This window comes from Gibbsiella dentisursi (assembly GCF_039539505.1).
Lineage (GTDB): Bacteria > Pseudomonadota > Gammaproteobacteria > Enterobacterales > Enterobacteriaceae > Gibbsiella > Gibbsiella quercinecans.
The window spans coordinates 254541-274644 of record NZ_BAABDG010000009.1; the positions used below are offsets into that span (position 1 = coordinate 254541).

Annotated in this window: 20 protein-coding genes; 16 read left to right on the forward strand and 4 right to left on the reverse strand. The window is 58.4% G+C overall.

The annotated features are described in order from the left end of the window. The first annotated feature begins 273 nt into the window (after positions 1-273). Positions 274-1131 (forward strand): RNA polymerase sigma factor RpoH, encoded by an 858-nt coding sequence (gene rpoH, locus ABFX35_RS20085; protein ID WP_095846326.1) that lies wholly within the window; start codon positions 274-276, stop codon positions 1129-1131. A gap of 129 nt (positions 1132-1260) precedes the next feature. Here the strand turns inward: rpoH and panM are convergent, their stop codons facing one another. Further along, complete coding sequence (gene panM / locus ABFX35_RS20090) at positions 1261-1668, reverse strand: aspartate 1-decarboxylase autocleavage activator PanM (protein WP_279026071.1); 408 nt, start codon at positions 1666-1668, stop codon at positions 1261-1263. Positions 1669-2131: 463 nt separating this feature from the next. On the opposite strand from panM, the gene ABFX35_RS20095 reads away from it, so the two are divergent. The 11 genes from ABFX35_RS20095 to ugpQ all read left to right on the forward strand — a co-directional run bounded on the left by ABFX35_RS20095 (position 2132) and on the right by ugpQ (position 13496). After that, positions 2132-3244, forward strand: a complete 1113-nt coding sequence (locus ABFX35_RS20095) for a branched-chain amino acid ABC transporter substrate-binding protein (protein WP_279026069.1) — start codon at positions 2132-2134, stop codon at positions 3242-3244. 115 nt (positions 3245-3359) lie between these two features. Beyond that, positions 3360-4286, forward strand: coding sequence for a high-affinity branched-chain amino acid ABC transporter permease LivH (gene livH, locus ABFX35_RS20100; RefSeq protein ID WP_095846319.1), 927 nt, complete (start codon positions 3360-3362; stop codon positions 4284-4286). Beyond that, entirely contained in the window at positions 4283-5557 is a 1275-nt protein-coding gene (locus ABFX35_RS20105) for a high-affinity branched-chain amino acid ABC transporter permease LivM (protein ID WP_346082617.1), read from the forward strand. The genes livH and ABFX35_RS20105 overlap by 4 nt, the downstream gene beginning before the upstream one ends. Then, the gene (livG, locus tag ABFX35_RS20110; RefSeq protein ID WP_279026065.1) at positions 5554-6324 is read left to right on the forward strand and encodes a high-affinity branched-chain amino acid ABC transporter ATP-binding protein LivG; all 771 of its coding nucleotides are present in this window, start codon (positions 5554-5556) and stop codon (positions 6322-6324) included. Before ABFX35_RS20105 ends, livG begins: the two co-directional genes overlap by 4 nt. Positions 6325-6330: 6 nt before the next feature. After that, a complete protein-coding gene (gene livF, locus ABFX35_RS20115) occupies positions 6331-7032 on the forward strand; it encodes a high-affinity branched-chain amino acid ABC transporter ATP-binding protein LivF (RefSeq protein WP_279026064.1) in 702 nt (233 codons plus the stop codon). A gap of 92 nt (positions 7033-7124) precedes the next feature. Beyond that, positions 7125-8312, forward strand: a complete 1188-nt coding sequence (locus ABFX35_RS20120; protein ID WP_346082620.1) for an aminotransferase-like domain-containing protein — start codon at positions 7125-7127, stop codon at positions 8310-8312. Between the two features lie 193 nt (positions 8313-8505). Beyond that, positions 8506-9825, forward strand: a complete 1320-nt coding sequence (ugpB, locus tag ABFX35_RS20125; RefSeq protein ID WP_346082622.1) for a sn-glycerol-3-phosphate ABC transporter substrate-binding protein UgpB — start codon at positions 8506-8508, stop codon at positions 9823-9825. Positions 9826-9939: 114 nt separating this feature from the next. Continuing rightward, on the forward strand, positions 9940-10827 hold the full coding sequence (gene ugpA / locus ABFX35_RS20130; protein ID WP_095846313.1) for a sn-glycerol-3-phosphate ABC transporter permease UgpA: 888 nt from the start codon (positions 9940-9942) through the stop codon (positions 10825-10827). Then, a complete protein-coding gene (ugpE, locus tag ABFX35_RS20135) occupies positions 10824-11669 on the forward strand; it encodes a sn-glycerol-3-phosphate ABC transporter permease UgpE (protein ID WP_121552771.1) in 846 nt (281 codons plus the stop codon). The genes ugpA and ugpE overlap by 4 nt, the downstream gene beginning before the upstream one ends. A 13-nt stretch (positions 11670-11682) precedes the next feature. Further along, entirely contained in the window at positions 11683-12756 is a 1074-nt protein-coding gene (locus ABFX35_RS20140; protein ID WP_279026059.1) for a sn-glycerol-3-phosphate import ATP-binding protein UgpC, read from the forward strand. Further along, entirely contained in the window at positions 12756-13496 is a 741-nt protein-coding gene (ugpQ, locus tag ABFX35_RS20145) for a glycerophosphodiester phosphodiesterase (RefSeq protein WP_346082625.1), read from the forward strand. The genes ABFX35_RS20140 and ugpQ overlap by 1 nt, the downstream gene beginning before the upstream one ends. Here ugpQ and ABFX35_RS20150 read toward each other — a convergent pair whose 3' ends face one another. Beyond that, positions 13497-13814, reverse strand: a complete 318-nt coding sequence (locus ABFX35_RS20150) for a hypothetical protein (protein WP_230469433.1) — start codon at positions 13812-13814, stop codon at positions 13497-13499. It abuts the gene before it with no gap. 267 nt (positions 13815-14081) lie between these two features. Between ABFX35_RS20150 and ABFX35_RS20155 the strand changes: the two genes are divergently transcribed. After that, positions 14082-14942 (forward strand): carboxylate/amino acid/amine transporter, encoded by an 861-nt coding sequence (locus ABFX35_RS20155; RefSeq protein ID WP_121552768.1) that lies wholly within the window; start codon positions 14082-14084, stop codon positions 14940-14942. 327 nt (positions 14943-15269) lie between these two features. On the opposite strand, the gene metR is transcribed toward ABFX35_RS20155, so the two are convergent. Further along, positions 15270-16214: an HTH-type transcriptional regulator MetR gene (gene metR / locus ABFX35_RS20160; protein ID WP_279024575.1), complete on the reverse strand. Its 945-nt coding sequence runs from the start codon at positions 16212-16214 to the stop codon at positions 15270-15272. Positions 16215-16318: 104 nt separating this feature from the next. Here metR and metE point away from each other — a divergent pair, with 104 nt between their 5' ends. Genes metE through ABFX35_RS20175 form a run of 3 tightly spaced genes read left to right on the forward strand, consistent with a single transcriptional unit; the run spans position 16319 to position 19745 of the window. After that, positions 16319-18592, forward strand: a complete 2274-nt coding sequence (metE, locus tag ABFX35_RS20165) for a 5-methyltetrahydropteroyltriglutamate--homocysteine S-methyltransferase (RefSeq protein ID WP_279024577.1) — start codon at positions 16319-16321, stop codon at positions 18590-18592. A 54-nt stretch (positions 18593-18646) separates the two neighbouring features. Further along, entirely contained in the window at positions 18647-18901 is a 255-nt protein-coding gene (locus ABFX35_RS20170; RefSeq protein ID WP_346082628.1) for a hypothetical protein, read from the forward strand. Beyond that, positions 18885-19745 carry a helix-turn-helix domain-containing protein gene (locus ABFX35_RS20175; RefSeq protein WP_346082630.1) on the forward strand — a complete coding sequence of 287 codons (861 nt, stop codon included), beginning with the start codon at positions 18885-18887 and terminating at the stop codon, positions 19743-19745. Before ABFX35_RS20170 ends, ABFX35_RS20175 begins: the two co-directional genes overlap by 17 nt. Before the next feature lie 4 nt (positions 19746-19749). Here the strand turns inward: ABFX35_RS20175 and ABFX35_RS20180 are convergent, their stop codons facing one another. Beyond that, on the reverse strand, positions 19750-20094 hold the full coding sequence (locus ABFX35_RS20180) for a PTS fructose-like transporter subunit IIB (RefSeq protein WP_095846305.1): 345 nt from the start codon (positions 20092-20094) through the stop codon (positions 19750-19752). Between the last annotated feature and the right edge of the window lie 10 nt (positions 20095-20104).

Sequence of the window (20104 nt, forward strand, 5' to 3'; positions counted from 1 at the left end):
TATTGCAGGAGAAGAGTGTTGGCGGATCCCGCGGATCCTTCCTTCAATTAAGCGCACAATTTCCCGTTAATCTGCTATTTTTTATCTGTCGCCTGGTTTTCCAGGTGTAAAAAAATAGTGAACTAACGGGCTGCAACAGGGTCCAAAATTGCAGCAAATGTTAAGGTGTCCGGCGAGCGGAACCTGTTTTGCACAGCAACTGCCGTAAAATCAGTCTCTCCCCGCCGTAATATTCACCTGCAAGCACGATAGTTTTCTCAAGAGAGGGTTTGAATGACCAAAGAAATGCAAACTTTAGCCTTAGTACCCCAAGGTAGCTTGGAAGCCTATATCCGGGCAGCCAACGCCTATCCGATGCTGACGGCAGAGGAAGAGCGGGAACTGGCTGAACGGCTGCATTATCAGGGCGATCTGGAAGCAGCTAAGCAGCTAATCCTGTCTCACCTGCGCTTTGTCGCTCATATTGCCCGCAACTATGCTGGCTATGGCCTGCCGCAGGCAGACCTGATCCAGGAAGGCAACATCGGCCTGATGAAAGCAGTCCGTCGCTTTAACCCGGAAGTGGGCGTGCGCCTGGTATCGTTCGCGGTACACTGGATCAAAGCAGAAATTCATGAGTATGTGCTGCGTAACTGGCGTATCGTCAAAGTGGCGACCACCAAGGCGCAACGCAAACTGTTCTTCAACCTGCGCAAAACCAAGCAGCGTCTGGGGTGGTTCAACCAGGACGAGGTGGAACTGGTTGCTCGCGAACTGGGCGTGACCAGCAAAGATGTGCGCGAGATGGAATCCCGCATGGCCGCACAGGACATGACGTTTGATCCTACGCCAGACGACGAAACCCGCGACGGGCAGGCCATGGCGCCAATGCTGTACCTGCAGGACAAAAGCTCCGACTTCGCCGAAGGCATTGAGGAAGATAACTGGGAGAGCAACGCGGCCGACAAACTGGCCTATGCGCTGGAAGGGTTGGACGAGCGTAGCCAGCATATCATCCGCGCCCGCTGGTTGGACGACGATAATAAGTCCACGCTGCAGGAACTGGCCGATCAGTACGGCGTTTCCGCCGAGCGCGTGCGCCAGCTGGAGAAAAACGCCATGAAGAAACTGAAAATGGCGATTGAGGCGTAAGCTCGTTCGTACTTACTCTGGGCCGAAATTCTGCCGCAGCTTAATGCCAGTCAGTTAAATCTGACTGGCATTTTTGTTTGGGGGAAGCGAATTCTTGCGGATATACCGTTTCGTCGAATGGGCATGACTTTAAACGCGCGGTGTTTCTTTCTGCCAGTCTTCGCCCTGCTGCGTAAAACCACAGGCGAGCATAAACGCTCCTAGCGCATCACGCGCCTCGGCTGGCAATTCTGCGGCAGACAGCCGCCAGTGCTTAACCGCTGGCATTTGGCGCTGCACATCCTCAATCAGATACAGCCCCACGCCGCGCCGGCGGGTCAGCTCACGCACCTGCAGATCGTGCAACCGGGCGCTGCCGCCATCAAGTTCGACTTTCACCGCTCCCAGCAGGCGTTCATTGAAACGCGCGCCAAACAGCGCCCGCCCCTCGCTGAGCCAGCGTTGCCAGTCGCCCGGCTGCTGCTGCGGCCAAATTTTGCCCAGATCGATCAGATCTTGCGACGATAACGCCGCCAGGCGCTCTATGGTGAGTTTCATGCACAATTCCAGTCAGTTAGACGATATTCCGCCATTGTACGTGGCGCTGCCCGCCGGGCCAAGGAACGCGTAAAAAACGTGCATTTTCCGGGCGATTATCCTGCCCAGCGTATTGTGTAAGTTTTTCTGTACGTTTACTGCGGGAAATGTTTTTAGTAAGCCTTATTTTCAGAGTAATGTGTTAGTTAATTCGCAAAACACAAGAACAATTAACTATTAATTGCTGATATTGTCACCAATTTAATCCGAATTAAATCCTGTTTACACCGCTTGTTTCTGAATATGTCAGTTGATTTGCAGCATAAAATTCCTGTTTAATAGTATGAAAAGTAAAGTTTTATTAAAAAATTTTACCCCAAAAACGCCTAAGCCATTATTACTTATGAATAAAAACCGTAACTAACGATGATGGGCGACAAACACAACAGGTATGTTCACTACACGACAGATGGGGATTACGCGGATGAAATTAACAAAGGGTAAAGCACTGTTGGCCGGCTGTATCGCGATGGCGATGAGCCATGCCGCACTGGCTAAAGACATTAAAATCGCCATCGTTGGGGCGATGTCTGGGCCGGTCGCTCAATACGGCGATATGGAGTTCACCGGCGCGCGTCAGGCCATTGCCGACATTAATGCCAAGGGCGGCATCAAAGGCGATAAGCTGGTTGGCGTGGAATACGACGACGCCTGTGACCCAAAACAAGCCGTGGCGGTCGCCAACAAAGTGATTAATGACGGTATCCGCTATGTTATCGGCCACCTGTGCTCTTCTTCCACCCAGCCGGCTTCCGATATTTATGAAGATGAAGGCGTGATCATGATTACCCCGGCGGCCACCAATGCCGATCTGACCACCCGTGGTTACCAGATGATCATGCGCACCACCGGCCTGGATTCCGATCAGGCCCCAACCGCTGCCAAATACATTCTGAGCACGATTAAGCCAAAACGTATCGCCGTTGTGCATGACAAACAGCAGTACGGTGAAGGCCTGGCGCGTTCCGTGCGCGACAGCCTGAAAAAGCAAGGGACCGACGTAGTGCTGTTTGAAGGTATCACCGCGGGCGATAAAGATTTCTCCACGCTGGTGGCGCGCCTGAAGAAAGAGAACGTTGATTTCGTCTACTTCGGCGGCTATTACCCAGAGATGGGCCAGATCCTGCGCCAGGCTAAACAGGCCGGCCTGAACGCCCGCTTCATGGGGCCGGAAGGGGTGGGTAACTCGTCGCTGTCCAACATTGCCGGCGCCGCTTCTGAAGGCATGCTGGTGACCTTGCCGAAACGCTATGACCAGGTTCCGGCCAACAAACCGGTTGTCGATGCGTTGAAAGCCAAGAAACTGGATCCGACTGGGCCGTTCGTCTGGACCACCTATGCAGCGATTCAGTCCCTGACCACGGGGATGGAGCGCGTAGGCGCGGAACCGGCGGATATCGTCAAAACGCTGAAAACCGGCGAACCGGTGCCAACCGTGATGGGGCCGCTGAGCTGGGATGAAAAAGGCGATCTGAAAGGCTTTGAATTCGGGGTGTTCGAGTGGCATGCCGACGGCACATCAACCCCGGTGAACTAAATCACCAATAAGCAGTTTGCCTGATGGGGCAGGGGCGCGGCATCCGCGTTCTCTGCCCCTTGGGCCGTTGGGCCGGGCCGTTTTGGCCGCAACAACACCTCAAAAAGGTCAGAGTATGTCAGAGCAGTTTCTCTATTTCCTGCAGCAAATGTTCAATGGCGTGACCCTTGGCAGTACCTATGCCTTGATCGCCATTGGCTACACCATGGTGTATGGCATTATCGGCATGATCAACTTCGCCCACGGCGAGGTGTACATGATCGGTAGCTATGTGTCGTTTATTGTGATCGCCGCGCTGATGATGATGGGCATTGATGTCGGCTGGTTGCTGATCGGCAGTGCGTTTCTGGTCTCGATCGTCATCGCCAGCGCCTATGGCTGGAGCATCGAACGCGTGGCCTACAAGCCTGTGCGCAACTCCAAGCGCCTGATTGCGCTGATTTCCGCCATCGGTATGTCTATCTTCTTGCAAAACTACGTTAGCCTGACCCAGGGCTCGCGCGATCTGGCGCTGCCAAGTCTGGTCAGCGGCGGCTGGGTGCTGGGCGAAAGCAACGGCTTTGCCGCCACCATCAGCACCATGCAACTGACGATCTGGATCGTCACCTTCCTGGCGATGCTGGCGCTGACGATGTTTATTCGCTATTCGCGCATGGGCCGCGCTTGCCGCGCCTGTGCGGAAGATTTGAAAATGGCCGGCCTGTTGGGCATCAACACCGACCGGGTTATTTCGCTGACCTTCGTTATCGGCGCCGTGATGGCGGCGGTAGCGGGCGTGCTGCTAGGCCAGTTCTACGGGGTGATTAACCCGTATATCGGTTTTATGGCCGGGATGAAGGCCTTTACCGCCGCAGTGCTGGGCGGTATCGGCAGCATTCCGGGGGCGATGATCGGCGGCCTGATCCTGGGCGTGGCCGAAGCGCTGACGTCGGCCTATTTAAGCGCCGAGTATAAAGACGTGGTGTCCTTCGCCTTGTTGATCGTGGTGCTGTTGGTGATGCCGACCGGCATCCTTGGCCGTCCGGAGGTTGAGAAAGTATGAAACTCAATCTGCTTGGCGCTATCTTCGCCACGGTGGTGCTGTTTGTCATGGCGTCGTTCCTGATGGGGATGCAACTGAGCCTGGACGGCACCAAACTGGTGGTGCATGGCGCGGCGCAAGTGCGTTGGATGTGGATCGGCATTGCCTGCGTCGTGGTGTTTTTCTTCCAACTGCTGCGCCCGTTGGTGCAACAAGGGATGAAAAAAGTCTCTGGCCCGTCTTTTGTGCTGCCGAGCTTCGACGGCACCACGCCGCGCCAGAAACTGCTGGCCGCCGTCTTGATCGCCGCCGCCGTCGCCTGGCCGTTTCTGGTTTCGCGCGGCACGGTGGATATCGCCACCCTGACGCTGATCTATGTGATGCTCGGCCTTGGCCTGAACGTGGTGGTGGGGCTGTCTGGCCTGCTGGTGTTGGGCTACGGCGGGTTCTATGCCATTGGCGCCTATACCTACGCGTTGCTGAATCACTATTACGGCCTGGGCTTCTGGGAAAGCCTGCCGTTGGCAGGGATCGTGACCGCGATGTTTGGTTTCCTGCTCGGTTTTCCGGTGCTGCGCCTGCGCGGCGACTATCTGGCGATCGTCACGCTGGGCTTTGGCGAGATCGTGCGTATTCTGTTGCTGAACAACACGGAAATCACCGGCGGCCCGAACGGCATCAGCCAAATTCCGAAACCGACTTTCTTCGGCCTGGAGTTTAACCGCAGCGCGCGCGACGGCGGTTGGGATACGTTCCACAACTTCTTTGGCCTGCAATACGATCCGGGCGATCGCATTATCTTCCTGTATCTGGTGGCGTTGCTGTTGGTGGTGCTGACGCTGTTTGTCATCAACCGCCTGTTGCGCATGCCGCTGGGCCGCGCCTGGGAAGCGCTGCGCGAAGATGAGATCGCCTGCCGTTCGCTTGGCCTGAGCCCAACCAAAATCAAGCTGACCGCCTTTACCATCAGCGCCGCGTTTGCCGGCTTTGCCGGGACCTTGTTCGCGGCGCGCCAGGGCTTTGTCAGCCCGGAATCCTTCACCTTCGTGGAATCGGCCTTCGTGTTGGCGATTGTGGTGCTGGGCGGTATGGGCTCGCAGTTTGCGGTGATTCTGGCGGCGATCCTGCTGGTGGTGTCCCGTGAGCTGATGCGCGATCTGAACGAATACAGCATGCTGCTGCTGGGTGCACTGATGGTCTTGATGATGATCTGGCGGCCGCAGGGGTTGCTGCCGATGAAACGCCCGCAGTTGAAAGCGGTTATCCATTCCGGTAAGGGGGAACAGGCATGAGTGCGCAACCTTTACTGGCGGTGGAAGGGCTGTCAATGCGTTTTGGCGGCCTGTTGGCGGTCAACAACGTGGCGTTGGAACTGCATGAAGGCGAGATCGTCTCGCTGATCGGCCCGAACGGCGCGGGCAAAACCACGGTGTTCAACTGCCTGACCGGTTTCTACCGCCCCTCCGGCGGAACGATATTGCTGCGCGATCGGCACCTGGAAGGGTTATCCGGCCAGGCGATAGCCCGCATGGGCGTGGTGCGCACCTTCCAGCATGTGCGGCTGTTCCGTGAAATGACGGTGATCGAAAACCTGCTGGTGGCGCAACACCAGCACCTGAAAAGCGGTATTTTCGCCGGGCTGCTGAAAACCCCGGCGTTTCGCCGGGCGGAAGCGGACGCGCTGGATCGCGCCGCCGTGTGGCTGGAGCGCGTCGGCCTGCTTGAGATGGCCAACCGTTCGGCCGGCAACCTGGCCTATGGCCAGCAGCGCCGGCTGGAGATTGCCCGCTGTATGGTCACGCGGCCGGAGCTGCTGATGCTGGATGAGCCCGCGGCGGGCCTGAACCCGAAAGAAACCGACGAGCTGAACCACCTGATCGTCGAGCTGCGCGGCCAGCACAAGGTTTCCGTGCTGCTGATCGAGCACGATATGAAGCTGGTGATGGAGATTTCCGATCGCATCTACGTGGTGAATCAGGGAACGCCGTTGGCACACGGCACGCCGGAAGAAATTCGTAATAACCCGGATGTGATCCGGGCCTATCTGGGCGAGGCTTAACGCGTTATGTTGTCATTTAATCAAGTATCCGCCCATTATGGCAAAATTCAGGCGCTGCATCAGGTTAGTCTGAACATCCAGCAGGGTGAGATCGTCACCCTGATTGGCGCTAACGGCGCTGGCAAAACCACTTTGCTGGGCACGCTGTGCGGTGAACCGCGCGCCACCGAAGGCACCATCACCTTTTTAGGGCAGGACATCACCCAATGGCAAACGTCGCGCATTATGCGTGAAGCGGTGGCCATTGTGCCGGAAGGGCGGCGGGTGTTTTCCCGCATGACGGTAGAAGAGAACCTGGCGATGGGCGGCTTCTTTGCCGATCGCCAGCAGTATCAGCAGCGCATTGAACGGGTGTTCAGCCTGTTCCCGCGCCTGTTGGAGCGCCGTAGCCAACGTTCCGGCACCATGTCCGGCGGCGAGCAGCAGATGTTGGCGATCGGCCGGGCGCTGATGAGCCAGCCGAAGCTGTTGTTACTGGATGAGCCTTCGCTGGGCCTGGCGCCAATCATTATCCAGCAGATTTTCGACATCATTCAGCAACTGCGCGAAGAAGGCATGACCATCTTCCTGGTCGAGCAAAACGCCAATCAGGCGCTGAAACTGGCGGATCGCGGATATGTGCTGGAAAACGGCCGCGTGGTGTTGGAAGATACCGGTGCCGCATTGTTGGCCAATGAAGCAGTGAGATCGGCTTATCTGGGGGGGTAACGAGATAACCCTTGCCAGACAACCAGGGTATACAAGAGAAGGGCGCAATGTATTGCGCCCGTTTTTGTTCATGATTACGAGAAAAGAGAACAATGAGTACCGAAGGACTCCTCGCGCAACGTATCGTTAATGTTAAAAGTTCGGCAATTCGCGAATTGCTTAAACACAGTAAAATGCCGCACGTTATCTCACTGGCCGGCGGCATTCCTTCCGACGCGCTGTTCGATTTTGAAGGCCTGAACATCGCCACCCAGCAGGCCATCACCGAGCAGCCGAAAAGCGCATTCCAGTATGGCCTGACCGAAGGCAGCCCGGTGCTGCGTGAACGTATCTGCACGCTGTGCACCGCGCGCGGCATTACGGCGCGCCCAGAGGATGTGATGGTCACCGCCGGCTCGCAGCAGGCGTTGGATCTGGTGATGCGCGCCGTGGTGAACCCCGGCGATGTGTTTGTGGTAGAACGCCCGACCTACCTGGCAGCGCTGCAAACACTGGAACTGGCGGAAGCCAACGTGATGTCGGTGTCTTCCGACAGCGAGGGCATGGTGGTTGATGAACTGGCCGAACTGCTGAAAACCCGCAAAATCAAGGGGGTGTATGTGGTGCCGAACTTTGGCAACCCGAGCGGCCTGACGCTGAGCGCGCAGCGCCGCGAGCAGTTGGTGAAACTGGCGGCCGAGCACCATTTCCTGATTATTGAAGACGATCCCTACGGCGAACTGCGCTTTACGCAAGAGCGCCACGCCACGCTGTTCCAGGTTGCGCAGCAGGTGTTGGGCCATACCGACAACATCATCTACACCTCGACCTTCTCGAAAATCCTGGCGCCAGGCCTGCGCCTGGGCTGGGCGATCATGCCGCCGGCGCTGTTGCACAAGGTGGCGATCATCAAGCAGGCGGCCGATCTGCACGCCAGCGCGTTATCGCAGAGCATCGTCGAATGTTATCTGGGGCTGGATCGCCTGCCGGGGCAGATCGACAAAATCCGCGCCGCCTATAAAGAAAAAGGCGAACTGCTGGCCGGGCTGATGGAGCAAGAGCTGGGCGATTACATCAGCTTCGTCCGGCCGAAGGGCGGAATGTTCCTGTGGGCGCGCTTCCGCCAGCCGTTCAACGCCACCGAGTGGTTGGCCACCACGCTGGAGCAGGGTGTGGTGTTTGTGCCGGGGGAATATTTCTTTGCGGATAACCCGGATCGCGCGACGTTCCGCCTGTCGTTCGCCACCGCTTCCGAGCAACAGATGCAGGAAGCGGTCGCCCGCCTGCGCCGTTCGCTGTAATGCCTGCGGCGGCAAGGGGCGCTTCCCTTGCCGCCGACATCAAATCGCAATCTGCACTTCACCCTGCTGTCACGCCGCTGTCATCTTTTAGTTATTTTTCTGTCATCCGCGCATGGCATGTTAGCTCCCGAACAAAAACTGATTCTTTTCGCTCACGCGCATATTGCCCCACCAGATTCTTCAGGAGTTAGGCATGCTCACCTACGCTATTCGTAAAACCACGCTGTGCGTTACGCTGGCCCTGGCGGTCAGTTCCCAGGCACTGGCGGCGACCGAGATCCCCTTCTGGCACTCGATGGAAGGCCAATTGGGCAAAGAAGTGGACTCCCTGGCGGAACGCTTCAACCAGGCGCACAGTGATTACAAAGTGGTGCCGGTCTACAAAGGCAACTATGAACAGAGCCTGGCGGCGGGGATTGCCGCTTATCGTTCAGGCAAATCGCCAGCCATCCTGCAGGTGTATGAAGTGGGCACGGCGACCATGATGGCGAGCAAGGCCATCAAGCCGGTGTACCAAGTATTCAGCGATGCCGGCATCAAGTTTGATGAGTCGGTTTTTGTGCCGACCGTATCCGGCTACTACACCGACAACAAGAGCGGCCATTTGCTTTCGCAGCCGTTTAACAGCTCAACGCCGGTGCTGTACTACAACAAAGATGCGTTCAAGAAGGCCGGGTTGGATCCTGAGCAGCCGCCAAAAACCTGGCAGGCACTGGCTTCCGCCACCGCTAAGCTGCGTGCTGCCGGCGTGAAATGCGGCTATGCCAGCGGCTGGCAGGGCTGGATCCAACTGGAGAACTTCAGCGCCTGGCACGGCGTGCCGTTTGCTACGGAAAATAACGGCTTTGGCGGCACCAGCGCCCGGTTGGAATTCAACAAGCCGCTGCAGGTGAAGCACATCGCCATGCTGGAAGAGATGAACAAGAAAGGGGATTTCACCTATTTTGGCCGCAAGGATGAATCGACCGAGAAGTTCTACAGCGGCGACTGCGCCATTACCACCGCGTCTTCCGGCTCGTTGGCGGATATTAAACACTACGCCAAGTTTAACTTCGGCGTGGGTATGATGCCTTACGACGCTGACGTTAAAGAAGCGCCGCAGAATGCCATTATCGGCGGCGCCAGCCTGTGGGTGATGAACGGCAAAGATGCCGCAACCTACAAAGGCGTTGCTGAATTCCTGCAGTTCCTGGCGCAGCCGGAAATCGCCGCAGAATGGCACCAAAAAACCGGCTACCTGCCGATTACCACCGCCGCTTATGAACTGAGCAAGCAGCAGGGCTTCTACGATAAGAACCCCGGCGCCGATGTGGCAACGCGCCAGATGCTGAATAAACCGCCGTTGCCGTTCACCAAGGGCCTGCGCCTGGGCAATATGCCGCAGATCCGTACCGTGGTGGACGAAGAACTGGAAAGCGTCTGGACCGGCAAGAAAACCCCACAGCAAGCGCTGGATGCTGCCGTACAGCGCGGTGATGCTTTGCTGAGCCGCTTTGAGGCCTCAACCAAGTAATGCGTTTGCCGGTTTATTTGCGGCAAATACGATCGATCCCCCTCCTCTCTCCTGCGGGAAGAGGGGGTAGTGCGGGCGGCGGCAACGCGGCCCAACTAACTAACGGTTAACTCTATGTCCTCGTCCCGCCCTGGTTTCGGCTGTAGCTGGCTGCCTTATCTGTTGGTGCTGCCGCAGTTGCTGATAACCGCCGTCTTTTTCTTATGGCCCGCCGGTGAAGCGCTGTGGTACTCGGTACAAACTCTCGATCCGTTCGGCATTTCCAGCCAGTTCGTCGGCCTGGAGAACTTCCGCCAACTGTTCAGCGATCCGCTGTACCTGGATTCGTTTTACACCACGCTGGTATTCAGCTTTCTGGTTGCGGGCATTGGGCTGGTGGTTTCCCTGTTTTTGGCGGCGCTGGTGGACTATGTGATCCGCGGCAGCCGCATTTATCGCACATTGCTGATCCTGCCTTACGCGGTGGCGCCGGCGGTGGCGGCGGTGCTGTGGATCTTCCTGTTCAACCCCGGCCTGGGGCTGATTACCTATGTGCTGCATGGGTTGGGCTATGACTGGAACCACGCGCAAAACAGCGGGCAGGCGATGTTCCTGGTGGTGTTGGCTTCGGTATGGCAGCAGATCAGCTACAACTTCCTGTTTTTCCTGGCGGCGTTGCAGTCTATCCCGCGCTCGCTGGTGGAAGCGGCGGCGATCGACGGCGCCGGCCCGGTGCGGCGTTTTTTCAACCTGGTGCTGCCGCTGATTACCCCAGTGAGCTTCTTCTTGCTGGTGGTGAACCTGGTTTACGCCTTCTTTGATACTTTCCCGGTGATCGATGCCGCCACCGGCGGCGGCCCGGTGCAGTCCACCACCACGCTGATCTACAAGATTTATCGCGAAGGTTTTGCCGGCCTGGATCTGGCCAGTTCGGCGGCGCAGTCGGTGATCCTGATGCTGCTGGTGATTGGCCTGACGGTGATCCAGTTCCGCTTTGTTGAGCGTAAGGTGCGTTACCAATGATTGAGAACCGACGCGGGCTGGATATCTTCAGCCATGTGGTGCTGATTATCGGCGTACTGCTGGTGCTGTTCCCGCTGTACGTAGCCTTCGTGGCCGCCACGCTGGACGATCAGCAGGTGTTTCAGGTGCCGATGACGCTGGTGCCCGGCGGCCACCTGTGGGACAACATCAGCTATATCTGGCAAAACGGCGTGGGCAACCTCAAGGCGCCGTTCTGGCTGTTGCTGCTTAACAGCCTGATTATGGCGCTGGGCATTACCGTCGGCAAAATCGTCGTCTCGGTGCTTTCCGCTTACGCCATCGTTTATTTCCGCTTCCCGCTGCGCAGCCTGTTCTTCTGGCTGATTTTCCTCACCCTGATGTTGCCGGTAGAGGTGCGCATTTTCCCGACGGTCGAGGTGATTTCCAACCTTAACCTGATGGACAGCTACACCGGGTTAACGTTGCCGATGGTGGCCTCGGCGACCGCCACCTTCCTGCTGCGCCAGTTCTTCATGACGCTGCCGGATGAGCTGTTGGAAGCGGCGCGTATCGACGGCGCCGGCCCGATGCGCTTTTTCTGGGACATCGTGCTGCCGCTGTCGAAGACCCATCTGGCCGCGCTGTTTGTCATCACCTTCATTTACGGCTGGAACCAATACTTGTGGCCGCTGCTGATCACCAGCGACGCAGAGATGGGCACCGCCGTGGCCGGCATCAAAAGCATGATTTCTACCTCCGGCGCGCCGACGCAGTGGAACCAGGTGATGACGGCGATGTTCCTGACTTTATTGCCACCGCTGGCGGTGGTGCTTCTGATGCAGCGCTGGTTTGTGCGCGGCCTGGTTGATAGTGAGAAATAAGGGTATACCCGCAATGGCAGGTTTAAAATTACAGGCAGTCACCAAATCTTATGACGGCAAAACCGCGGTGATTCAGCCTTTTGATCTCGATGTGGCCGACGGCGAGTTTATTGTGATGGTCGGCCCATCCGGCTGCGGCAAATCCACTCTGCTGCGTATGGTGGCCGGCCTGGAGCGCGTCAGCAGTGGCGATATCTATATTGATACCGAGCGGGTAACCAACCTGGAGCCCAAGGACCGCGGCATCGCCATGGTGTTCCAGAACTATGCGCTGTACCCGCACATGAGCGTGTACGACAACATGGCCTACGGCCTGAAGATCCGCGGCTTTGGCAAAGCGCACATTCGCCAGCGGGTGGAGGAAGCGGCGCGCATTCTGGAACTGGGGCCGCTGCTGTTGCGCAAACCGCGCGAGCTGTCCGGCGGCCAGCGCCAGCGCGTGGCGATGGGGCGCGCTATTGTGCGCGAACCCGCGGTGTTCCTGTTTGATGAGCCTTTGTCCAACCTGGACGCCAAGCTGCGCGTGCAGATGCGCCTGGAATTGCAGCAATTGCACCGGCGGCTGAAGACCACCAGCCTGTATGTGACGCACGATCAGGTGGAGGCGATGACGCTGGCGCAACGGGTGATCGTGATGAACAAAGGCGTGGCCGAGCAGATCGGCACGCCGAGTGAAGTGTACCAACGCCCGGCTTCGCTGTTCGTCGCCAGCTTTATCGGTTCGCCGGCGATGAACCTGTTGCCGGGGACCGTCAGCATCAACGGCCAGCAGCTGCAACTGGCGGATGGCACGCTGCTGCCGTTGCCGCAGGCCCGGCCGGAATGGAGCGGGCGCCAGTTGACGTTGGGCATTCGGCCGGAGCATATTCAACTGACTACGCATGAGCAGGGCGGCCTTCCGCTGGTGATGCAAACGTTGGAACTGCTCGGCGCCGATAATCTGGCGCACGGGCAGTGGGGCGGCAACGGTGTGATCGCGCGTCTGAGCCATGAAACCATGCCGTCTGTCGGCAGCACACTTTATGTGCAGCTGCCCGCGCAGGCGCTGCACTTTTTTGATACCCATAGCGGGTTACGGATTGAATAATGACGACTGCCTGGCCTTATCCTCCTATCGTCGCCCATCGCGGCGGCGGTTCTCTGGCGCCGGAAAATACGCTGGCGGCGATCGATGTCGGCGCCCGCCACGGGCACCGGATGATCGAATTTGACGCCAAGTTGGCCCAGGATGGGCAAATTTTCCTCTTGCACGACGATACCCTGGAGCGCACCAGCAACGGCTGGGGCGTGGCGGGCGCGCTGCCCTGGGAAAAGCTGGTGCAACTGGACGCCGGCAACTGGTATAGCGCCGCGTTTAAAGGCGAGCCCCTGCCGTTGCTGACGCAGGTGGCTGAACGTTGCCGGCAACACGGCATGATGGCCAACATCGAGATTAAACCGACCACCGGCGCGGAAGAGGTGACCGGCCGCACGGTGGCGCAGGCGGCGCGTTTATTGTGGCAGGGGCAGACCGATCCGTTGCTGTCTTCCTTTTCCGTTGAGGCGTTGGCGGCGGCACAGGCGGCGGTGCCTGAATTACCACGTGGCCTGCTGCTGGATGCCTGGGACGACGGCTGGCGCGCATTGACCGAACGGTTGGGCTGCGTGTCGCTGCACATCAACCATCGTGAACTGACGGCGGAGCGGGTTAATGCGCTAAAAGACGCCGGGCTGCGGATCCTGGTTTATACCGTCAATAGCCCGGAACGCGCGCGCCAACTGCTGGGCTGGGGGGTTGATTGCATCTGTACTGACCGGATCGATTTGATCGGCCCTGATTTTGCGTGATTAACCGGCGGGAGCGGCAGGCAGCGGCGCCTGCGGCACGGACGGCGCGCTGCGATCAAACGGGGAGCGCGGTTGATTGTTGTTAGGGATCAACCGGCTATTACCGGGGGATGTTTGCTGCAGCCGCTGTTGGTTAGCGTCAAACTGGCGTTGCTGCTGTAAACGGCGCTGTTCCCGCTGTTGGTTATCCAACATACGCTGCTGTTGTACGCTGTCCTGATTTAACGGTTGCACGCCGGCAGCGGCATTCAGATTTTGTGCGCCGGCCTGCCAGGCCAGCAGTAGCAAAGCGATAAAGAGTGCTGGTGTTTTCATCATGTTCTCCCTGCCTTAAGCATAACCCAACGCGCTAAATTTGCGATAAGAGCAATTTTCAAACAGACGTCAACCGCCTTTGTGCCACATGGCCGCCCGCCTTCCGTTACAATCGCCTTTTCTGACTCATACTCTAAATAATTCGAGTTGCAGGAAGGCGGCAACGCAGCGAGTCCCCAGGAGTTTACTGGAGTAAGTGACTGGGGTGAGCGAGGAAAGCCAACGTACCTGCAACTTGAAGTATGATGAGTATATTAGGGTGAAACTGACGTGTTTCTTCTGGTTATTACCACCATTTTATGGGCGTTCTCGTTTAGCCTGATTGGCGAATATCTGGCGGGGCAGGTGGATAGCTGGTTTTCGGTGCTGATACGCATCGGGCTGGCGGCGCTGGTGTTTCTGCCGTTCTTGCGCTGGCGCAACATCCGGCCGCGCGTGATCCTGCTGTACATGATCGTTGGCGCTTTCCAGCTTGGCATTATGTATTTGTTCAGCTTCCGCGCTTACATGTACCTGACGGTGCCGGAATTCCTGCTGTTTACCGTGCTGACGCCGTTGTATGTCACGCTGATTTACGATGTGATTAGCCGCCGGCGCCCACGCTGGAGCTATGTGCTGAGCGCGCTGCTGGCGGTGCTGGGCGCGGCGATTATCCGTTATCACCAGGTGAGCGAGCATTTCTGGTGGGGGCTGTTGCTGGTGCAGGCGGCGAATATCTGCTTTGCTATCGGCATGGTGGGTTATAAGCGCCTGATGGAAGTGCATCCGTTGCCGCAGCATACCGCATTTTCCTGGTTCTACCTGGGGGCGCTGATCGTGGCGGTATTCGCCTGGTGCCTGTGGGGCAACCCGCAGCAACTGCCGACCACCGGCCTGCAGTGGGGGGTATTGATCTGGCTGGGCGTCGTGGCCTCTGGGCTGGGCTACTTCATGTGGAACTACGGCGCGACCCAGGTGGATGCCGGTACGCTGGGCATCATGAATAATATGCACGTGCCCGCCGGGCTGCTGGTTAACCTGGCGATCTGGCAGCAGCAGCCGCACTGGCCGAGCTTCCTGATCGGCGGCGCGGTGATTGTCGCTTCGCTGTGGGTGCACCGCCGCTGGGTGGCGCCGAACAGCAAAAGCTGAACCGCGCTTCCCTCACCCCGACCCTCTCCCATAGGGAGAGGGAGAAAAGCCGCCCGGCGCTCAAAAGGGGGAAACCGTGTTTGCTGTAATACGCACGGCAATGTCCAAATCCAACGCCGAACGATCCCTTCTCCCGCCAGGGTGAGGGCCACAACCCAACACCGAACGGTTCCCTCTCCCTGTGGGAGAGGGTTAGGGTGAGGGCCGCAACCAACGCCGAACGGTTCCTTCTCCCTGTGGGAGAGGGCCAGGGTGAGGGCCGCAACCAACGCCGAACGGTTCCCTCTCCCTGTGGGAGAGGGTTAGGGTGAGGGGGATTGGAGAAGGCTAGGGTGAGGGCTGTAGCGTGGTGAGCGCCGGTGCCCCTGGGCGGCCGGCATCGCGTACGAACGGCAGGTGTTGGCACGCATGCTGGCGCGCCGAGCGAATAAAGGCCTCGGTTACCGCCTGGCGCTGTTCGCCGTCGCGCACCGCCGCATACAGCCGGCTCCACAGACCGTCGCCCAAGGTTTTGGTGACGATCAGCCCCTGGCGCTCGAAGCTTTCCACCACCCAGTGCGGCAGGGCGGCAATGCCCATGCGGGCGGACACCATCTGAATCAGCAACAGCGTATTATCGACGTTTTTCAGCGCCGGGCTGATGCCCGCCGGCTGCAAAAAGTGGCGCCAGATATCCAGCCGTTGGCGCTGCACCGGGTAAATCATCAGCGTCTCATCCGCCAGATCCTCCGGTTCAATCCGCGCCTTGGCCGCCAGAGGATGGTCCGGCGCCAGCACCAGCCGAACTTCAAAATCGAACATAGGCGAATAGTGCAGCCCGCTGCGCGGCAGAATGTCGGAGGTCATCACCAGATCCAGCTCGCCCTGCTGCAGCGCCGGCTGTGGATCAAACGTCACGCCGGATTTAAAATCCATGACCACCTGCGGCCAGCTCTGGCGGAAGTTGTCCAGCGCCGGCGTGAGCCACTGGATACAGCTGTGGCACTCAATGGCGATGCGCAGCGTTGCCTGATGCGGTTCGCGGCAGTCCTGCAGCGCCTGCTGGATCTGCGGTAAAACCTGTTCTGCCAACTGCAGCAGGATCTCGCCCTGGGCGGTAAAACGCAGGGGGTGGCTTTTACGAACGAACAGTTTGAACCCCAGGCGCTGCTCCAGATCGCTGAACTGGTGCGAAAGCGCCGATTGGGTTTGATGGAGTTGTGCAGCGGCAGCGGCCAGCGAACCAGTATTGCGCAGTGCCTGCAATGTCCTTAAGTGTTTCAGTTCGATCATGAGAGTCCTTCACAGTGACAGTGAATAAATTGCGCTTGTGGTTAATACAGTACCTGCTGATTATAGATGTGTAAACATCTGGACGGCTAAATGGGAATATGACGATGGCAATTTTGAATCACACACTGGGTTTTCCACGCGTTGGTCTGCGTCGTGAACTGAAAAAAGCGCAGGAAAGCTACTGGGCAGGTAACTCAACGCAGGAAGAACTGTTAGCGGTTGGCCGCGAGCTGCGCGCTCGTCACTGGCAACAGCAGCAGCAAGCCGGGGTGGATCTGGTGCCGGTCGGCGATTTCGCCTGGTACGATCACGTATTGACCACCAGCCTGCTGCTGGGCAACGTGCCTGCCCGCCACCAAAACAAAGAGGGTTCTATCGATCTGGATACGCTGTTCCGCATCGGCCGTGGCCGTGCGCCAACTGGCGAACCTGCCGCCGCGGCGGAAATGACCAAGTGGTTTAACACCAACTACCACTACATGGTGCCTGAATTCCAAAAAGGCCAGCAGTTCAAACTGGGCTGGACCCAACTGCTGGACGAAGTTGACGAAGCGCTGGCGCTGGGCCACAAAATCAAGCCTGTGCTGCTGGGGCCGGTAACCTACCTGTGGCTGGGCAAAGTGAAAGGCCAACAGTTCGATCGCCTGTCATTACTGAAAGACATCCTGCCGGTTTATCAGCAAGTGCTGGCCGAACTGGCGAAACGCGGCGTTGAGTGGGTGCAGATTGATGAGCCGGCGCTGGTGCTGGAGCTGCCGCAGGAATGGCTGAACGCCTTCAAACCGGCGTATGAAGCGCTGCAAGGCCAGGTAAAACTGCTGCTGACCACCTACTTCGACAGCATCGGCCATAATCTGGACACCATCCGTGCGCTGCCGGTACAAGGGCTGCATGTGGATCTGGTCGCCGGCCATGACGACGTTACCGCGCTCAACCAGGCGCTGCCGCAAGATTGGCTGCTGTCTCTGGGTGTGATCAACGGCCGCAACGTTTGGCGCGCCGATCTGAGCAACTGGTTTGATCGCCTGCAACCGCTGGTGGGGAGCCGCCAACTGTGGATCGGCTCTTCCTGCTCATTGCTGCACAGCCCTATCGATCTGAGCGTGGAAACTCGCCTGGACGATGAAGTGAAGAGCTGGTTTGCCTTCGCACTGCAAAAATGTGCCGAGCTGGCGCTGCTGACCCAGGCGTTGAATGCGCCGGATGCCGATAAGCAGAAACAGCTGGATGCCTACAGCGCGCCAATCCGTGCACGCCGTGAATCCACCCGTGTGCACAATGCGCAGGTGGAAAACCGCCTGGCCGCCATTACCGCCCGCGATATCGAACGCCAGCATGCGTATGTCGAACGTGCGAAAGCGCAGCGTGCGCGTTTCAATCTGCCAGCCTGGCCGACCACGACCATCGGCTCTTTCCCGCAAACCACTGAAATCCGCGGCCTGCGCCTGGACTTCAAACAGGGCCGCCTGGACGGCAACAACTACCGCACCAGCATCGGCGAGCACATCAAGCAAGCGGTCGCCGAGCAGGAACGCCTGGGGCTGGACGTGCTGGTGCACGGCGAAGCCGAGCGTAACGACATGGTGGAATACTTCGGTGAAAATCTGGACGGCTTCGTCTTTACCCAGAACGGCTGGGTGCAAAGCTACGGTTCCCGCTGCGTGAAGCCACCGATCATCATTGGCGACATCAGCCGCCCGCAGCCGATCACCGTCGAATGGGCCAAGTTTGCCCAGTCGCTGACCGACAAACCGGTGAAAGGGATGCTGACCGGGCCGGTAACCATCCTGTGCTGGTCGTTCCCGCGTGAAGACGTCAGCCGCGAAGTGATCGCCAAACAGATCGCTCTGGCGCTGCGTGACGAAGTGGCGGATCTGGAGAAAGCCGGTATCGGCATCATCCAGATCGATGAACCTGCGCTGCGCGAAGGCCTGCCTCTGCGCCAATCTGATTGGGCGGCTTACCTGCGCTGGGCGGTGGATGCCTTCAAGCTCAACGCAGCGGTTGCGCAAGATGACACGCAGATCCACACCCATATGTGTTACTGCGAGTTCAACGACATCATGGACTCTATCGCGGCGCTGGATGCAGACGTGATCACCATCGAAACCTCACGCTCCGATATGGACCTGCTTGAAGCGTTCAAAGAGTTTGAATACCCGAACGAAATCGGCCCAGGCGTTTACGATATTCACTCGCCGAACGTGCCAAGCGTGGAATGGATCGAAGCGTTGCTGCGCAAAGCGGCGCAGAACATCCCGGCTGAGCGCCTGTGGGTGAACCCGGACTGCGGCCTGAAAACCCGCGGCTGGCCGGAAACCCGGCTGTCGCTGGAAAACATGGTGCTGGCAGCCAAACGCCTGCGCGAACAGGCATAAGTACCGCGCTACGGCCGGTGGGCCGTAGCGTAGTTGTCATTTGATGGATACACGATGTTGGGCGCTTCGGCGCCCTTTTTTTGTGCCTGCGGTTCTGACCGGCGTTCCTGCGGCGCCACAGAAAACTACGGCGTTATGGCGACCGAAATCATCGCCGCGCCAGCCAAAAACCATGCTGAGTGCGCCACTGCTTGCACCATTATTGCTCAAATTGTTGCTCTGCCCCCACTTTTTGCTCGCCACTATCCGTTATCATCTGGCGTTATCTTTTCTGGGATGAAAGGTGTGACACATGAAACATCCGCTTGAAGCGGTGCTGGCGCCGTTGCTTGACGATCCGTCGGGTGTCCGGCAGGTCTATTTTGCGGGTAACCAGCAGCCGGCGCCGGCGCTGGCCTATCAGGTAAACTTTCCCCGCCTGGAGCTGGTGCTGAGCGGGGAACTGGATATGACATGGCAAGGCAGCCAGGGCGACGGGCAGCAACGGCGGCTGTTGCCGGGGGATGTGCTGTTTGTGCCGGCGCGCGGCTGGAACAACCCCAACTGGCAGCGGCCGGTCACGACGCTGAGCCTGCTTTTCGGCAAACAACAGTTGGGCTACAGCCTATTACAATGGGATGGGCAGAACACGGTGCCGCTGGGGAAAGGCAACGTCGGGCGCCGCGGCCCACGCGTCGGCTCATTTATGCTGCAGGCGTTGACCGAACTGGCCTGGCACCAGAGCGATCAGCCGACCGCGCGTTTTCTGGTCAAAGGGTTGCTGAGCCATGCGCTGGATCTGTTCAGTTCTTCGGTGCAAACCGCCTCGCGCAGCCAGGCGCTGTTTGGCGCAGTGCGCGATTATCTGGAAGAACACTACCGCGAGCCGCTAACCCGTGAATCGGTGGCGCAGGCGTTTTATATCTCCCCGAACTATCTCTCCCACCTGTTCCAAAAATCCGGCGGCGTCGGGTTCAATGAATACCTGAACCATGTGCGCCTGGAGCAGGCCAAACACCTGCTCAAGCGTTACGATATGAAGGTGAAGGAAGTGGCGCACGCCTGCGGCTTTGTCGACAGCAACTATTTCTGCCGTATCTTCCGCAAAAACACCGAGCGTTCGCCCTCGGAATACCGCGGGCAATACCGCAGTGAACTGAGCGAACGGGAATAGGCGGCTATTCCACCAGAATATGGGTTTCCTGCGGTGAGGTGGCCGCTTTGCGCACCGCGCTAAAGGCCTTCTCCGGCTGGCACAGGAAGGTATTGATGGCGGTTTGCACGCAGCGGCGGTGGGTGAAGCGCTCGCTGCCTTCCAGTTGGATATCGGTGATCAGCAGCACCACATCGGCCTGCGCCAGATCCTGCTCCGTCAGGGGGTTTTCAATCCCCAACGCGCCCTGGGTTTCGACCTTCAGCGGCCATTTTTCCTGCGCGCACAGCTTTTCCAGCTTTTCGGCCGCCATATAAGTGTGCGCAACGCCACTGACGCAGGCGGTTACCGCCACCAACTTAATCGACATGCCAACCCCC

What these genes read in the sequence shown, in the direction of transcription:
- ABFX35_RS20180 (WP_095846305.1), bottom strand. Translation starts at nt 20,094, where the DNA reads ATGTCGATTAAGTTGGTGGCGGTAACCGCCTGCGTCAGTGGCGTTGCG.
- metE (WP_279024577.1), top strand. Translation starts at nt 16,319, where the DNA reads ATGGCAATTTTGAATCACACACTGGGTTTTCCACGCGTTGGTCTGCGT.
- livG (WP_279026065.1), top strand. Translation starts at nt 5,554, where the DNA reads ATGAGTGCGCAACCTTTACTGGCGGTGGAAGGGCTGTCAATGCGTTTT.
- livH (WP_095846319.1), top strand. Translation starts at nt 3,360, where the DNA reads ATGTCAGAGCAGTTTCTCTATTTCCTGCAGCAAATGTTCAATGGCGTG.
- ABFX35_RS20140 (WP_279026059.1), top strand. Translation starts at nt 11,683, where the DNA reads ATGGCAGGTTTAAAATTACAGGCAGTCACCAAATCTTATGACGGCAAA.
- ugpQ (WP_346082625.1), top strand. Translation starts at nt 12,756, where the DNA reads ATGACGACTGCCTGGCCTTATCCTCCTATCGTCGCCCATCGCGGCGGC.
- ABFX35_RS20105 (WP_346082617.1), top strand. Translation starts at nt 4,283, where the DNA reads ATGAAACTCAATCTGCTTGGCGCTATCTTCGCCACGGTGGTGCTGTTT.
- ABFX35_RS20175 (WP_346082630.1), top strand. Translation starts at nt 18,885, where the DNA reads ATGAAACATCCGCTTGAAGCGGTGCTGGCGCCGTTGCTTGACGATCCG.
- ABFX35_RS20170 (WP_346082628.1), top strand. Translation starts at nt 18,647, where the DNA reads ATGTTGGGCGCTTCGGCGCCCTTTTTTTGTGCCTGCGGTTCTGACCGG.
- ugpB (WP_346082622.1), top strand. Translation starts at nt 8,506, where the DNA reads ATGCTCACCTACGCTATTCGTAAAACCACGCTGTGCGTTACGCTGGCC.
- ABFX35_RS20095 (WP_279026069.1), top strand. Translation starts at nt 2,132, where the DNA reads ATGAAATTAACAAAGGGTAAAGCACTGTTGGCCGGCTGTATCGCGATG.
- ABFX35_RS20120 (WP_346082620.1), top strand. Translation starts at nt 7,125, where the DNA reads ATGAGTACCGAAGGACTCCTCGCGCAACGTATCGTTAATGTTAAAAGT.
- rpoH (WP_095846326.1), top strand. Translation starts at nt 274, where the DNA reads ATGACCAAAGAAATGCAAACTTTAGCCTTAGTACCCCAAGGTAGCTTG.
- ABFX35_RS20150 (WP_230469433.1), bottom strand. Translation starts at nt 13,814, where the DNA reads ATGATGAAAACACCAGCACTCTTTATCGCTTTGCTACTGCTGGCCTGG.
- ugpE (WP_121552771.1), top strand. Translation starts at nt 10,824, where the DNA reads ATGATTGAGAACCGACGCGGGCTGGATATCTTCAGCCATGTGGTGCTG.
- panM (WP_279026071.1), bottom strand. Translation starts at nt 1,668, where the DNA reads ATGAAACTCACCATAGAGCGCCTGGCGGCGTTATCGTCGCAAGATCTG.
- livF (WP_279026064.1), top strand. Translation starts at nt 6,331, where the DNA reads ATGTTGTCATTTAATCAAGTATCCGCCCATTATGGCAAAATTCAGGCG.
- metR (WP_279024575.1), bottom strand. Translation starts at nt 16,214, where the DNA reads ATGATCGAACTGAAACACTTAAGGACATTGCAGGCACTGCGCAATACT.
- ugpA (WP_095846313.1), top strand. Translation starts at nt 9,940, where the DNA reads ATGTCCTCGTCCCGCCCTGGTTTCGGCTGTAGCTGGCTGCCTTATCTG.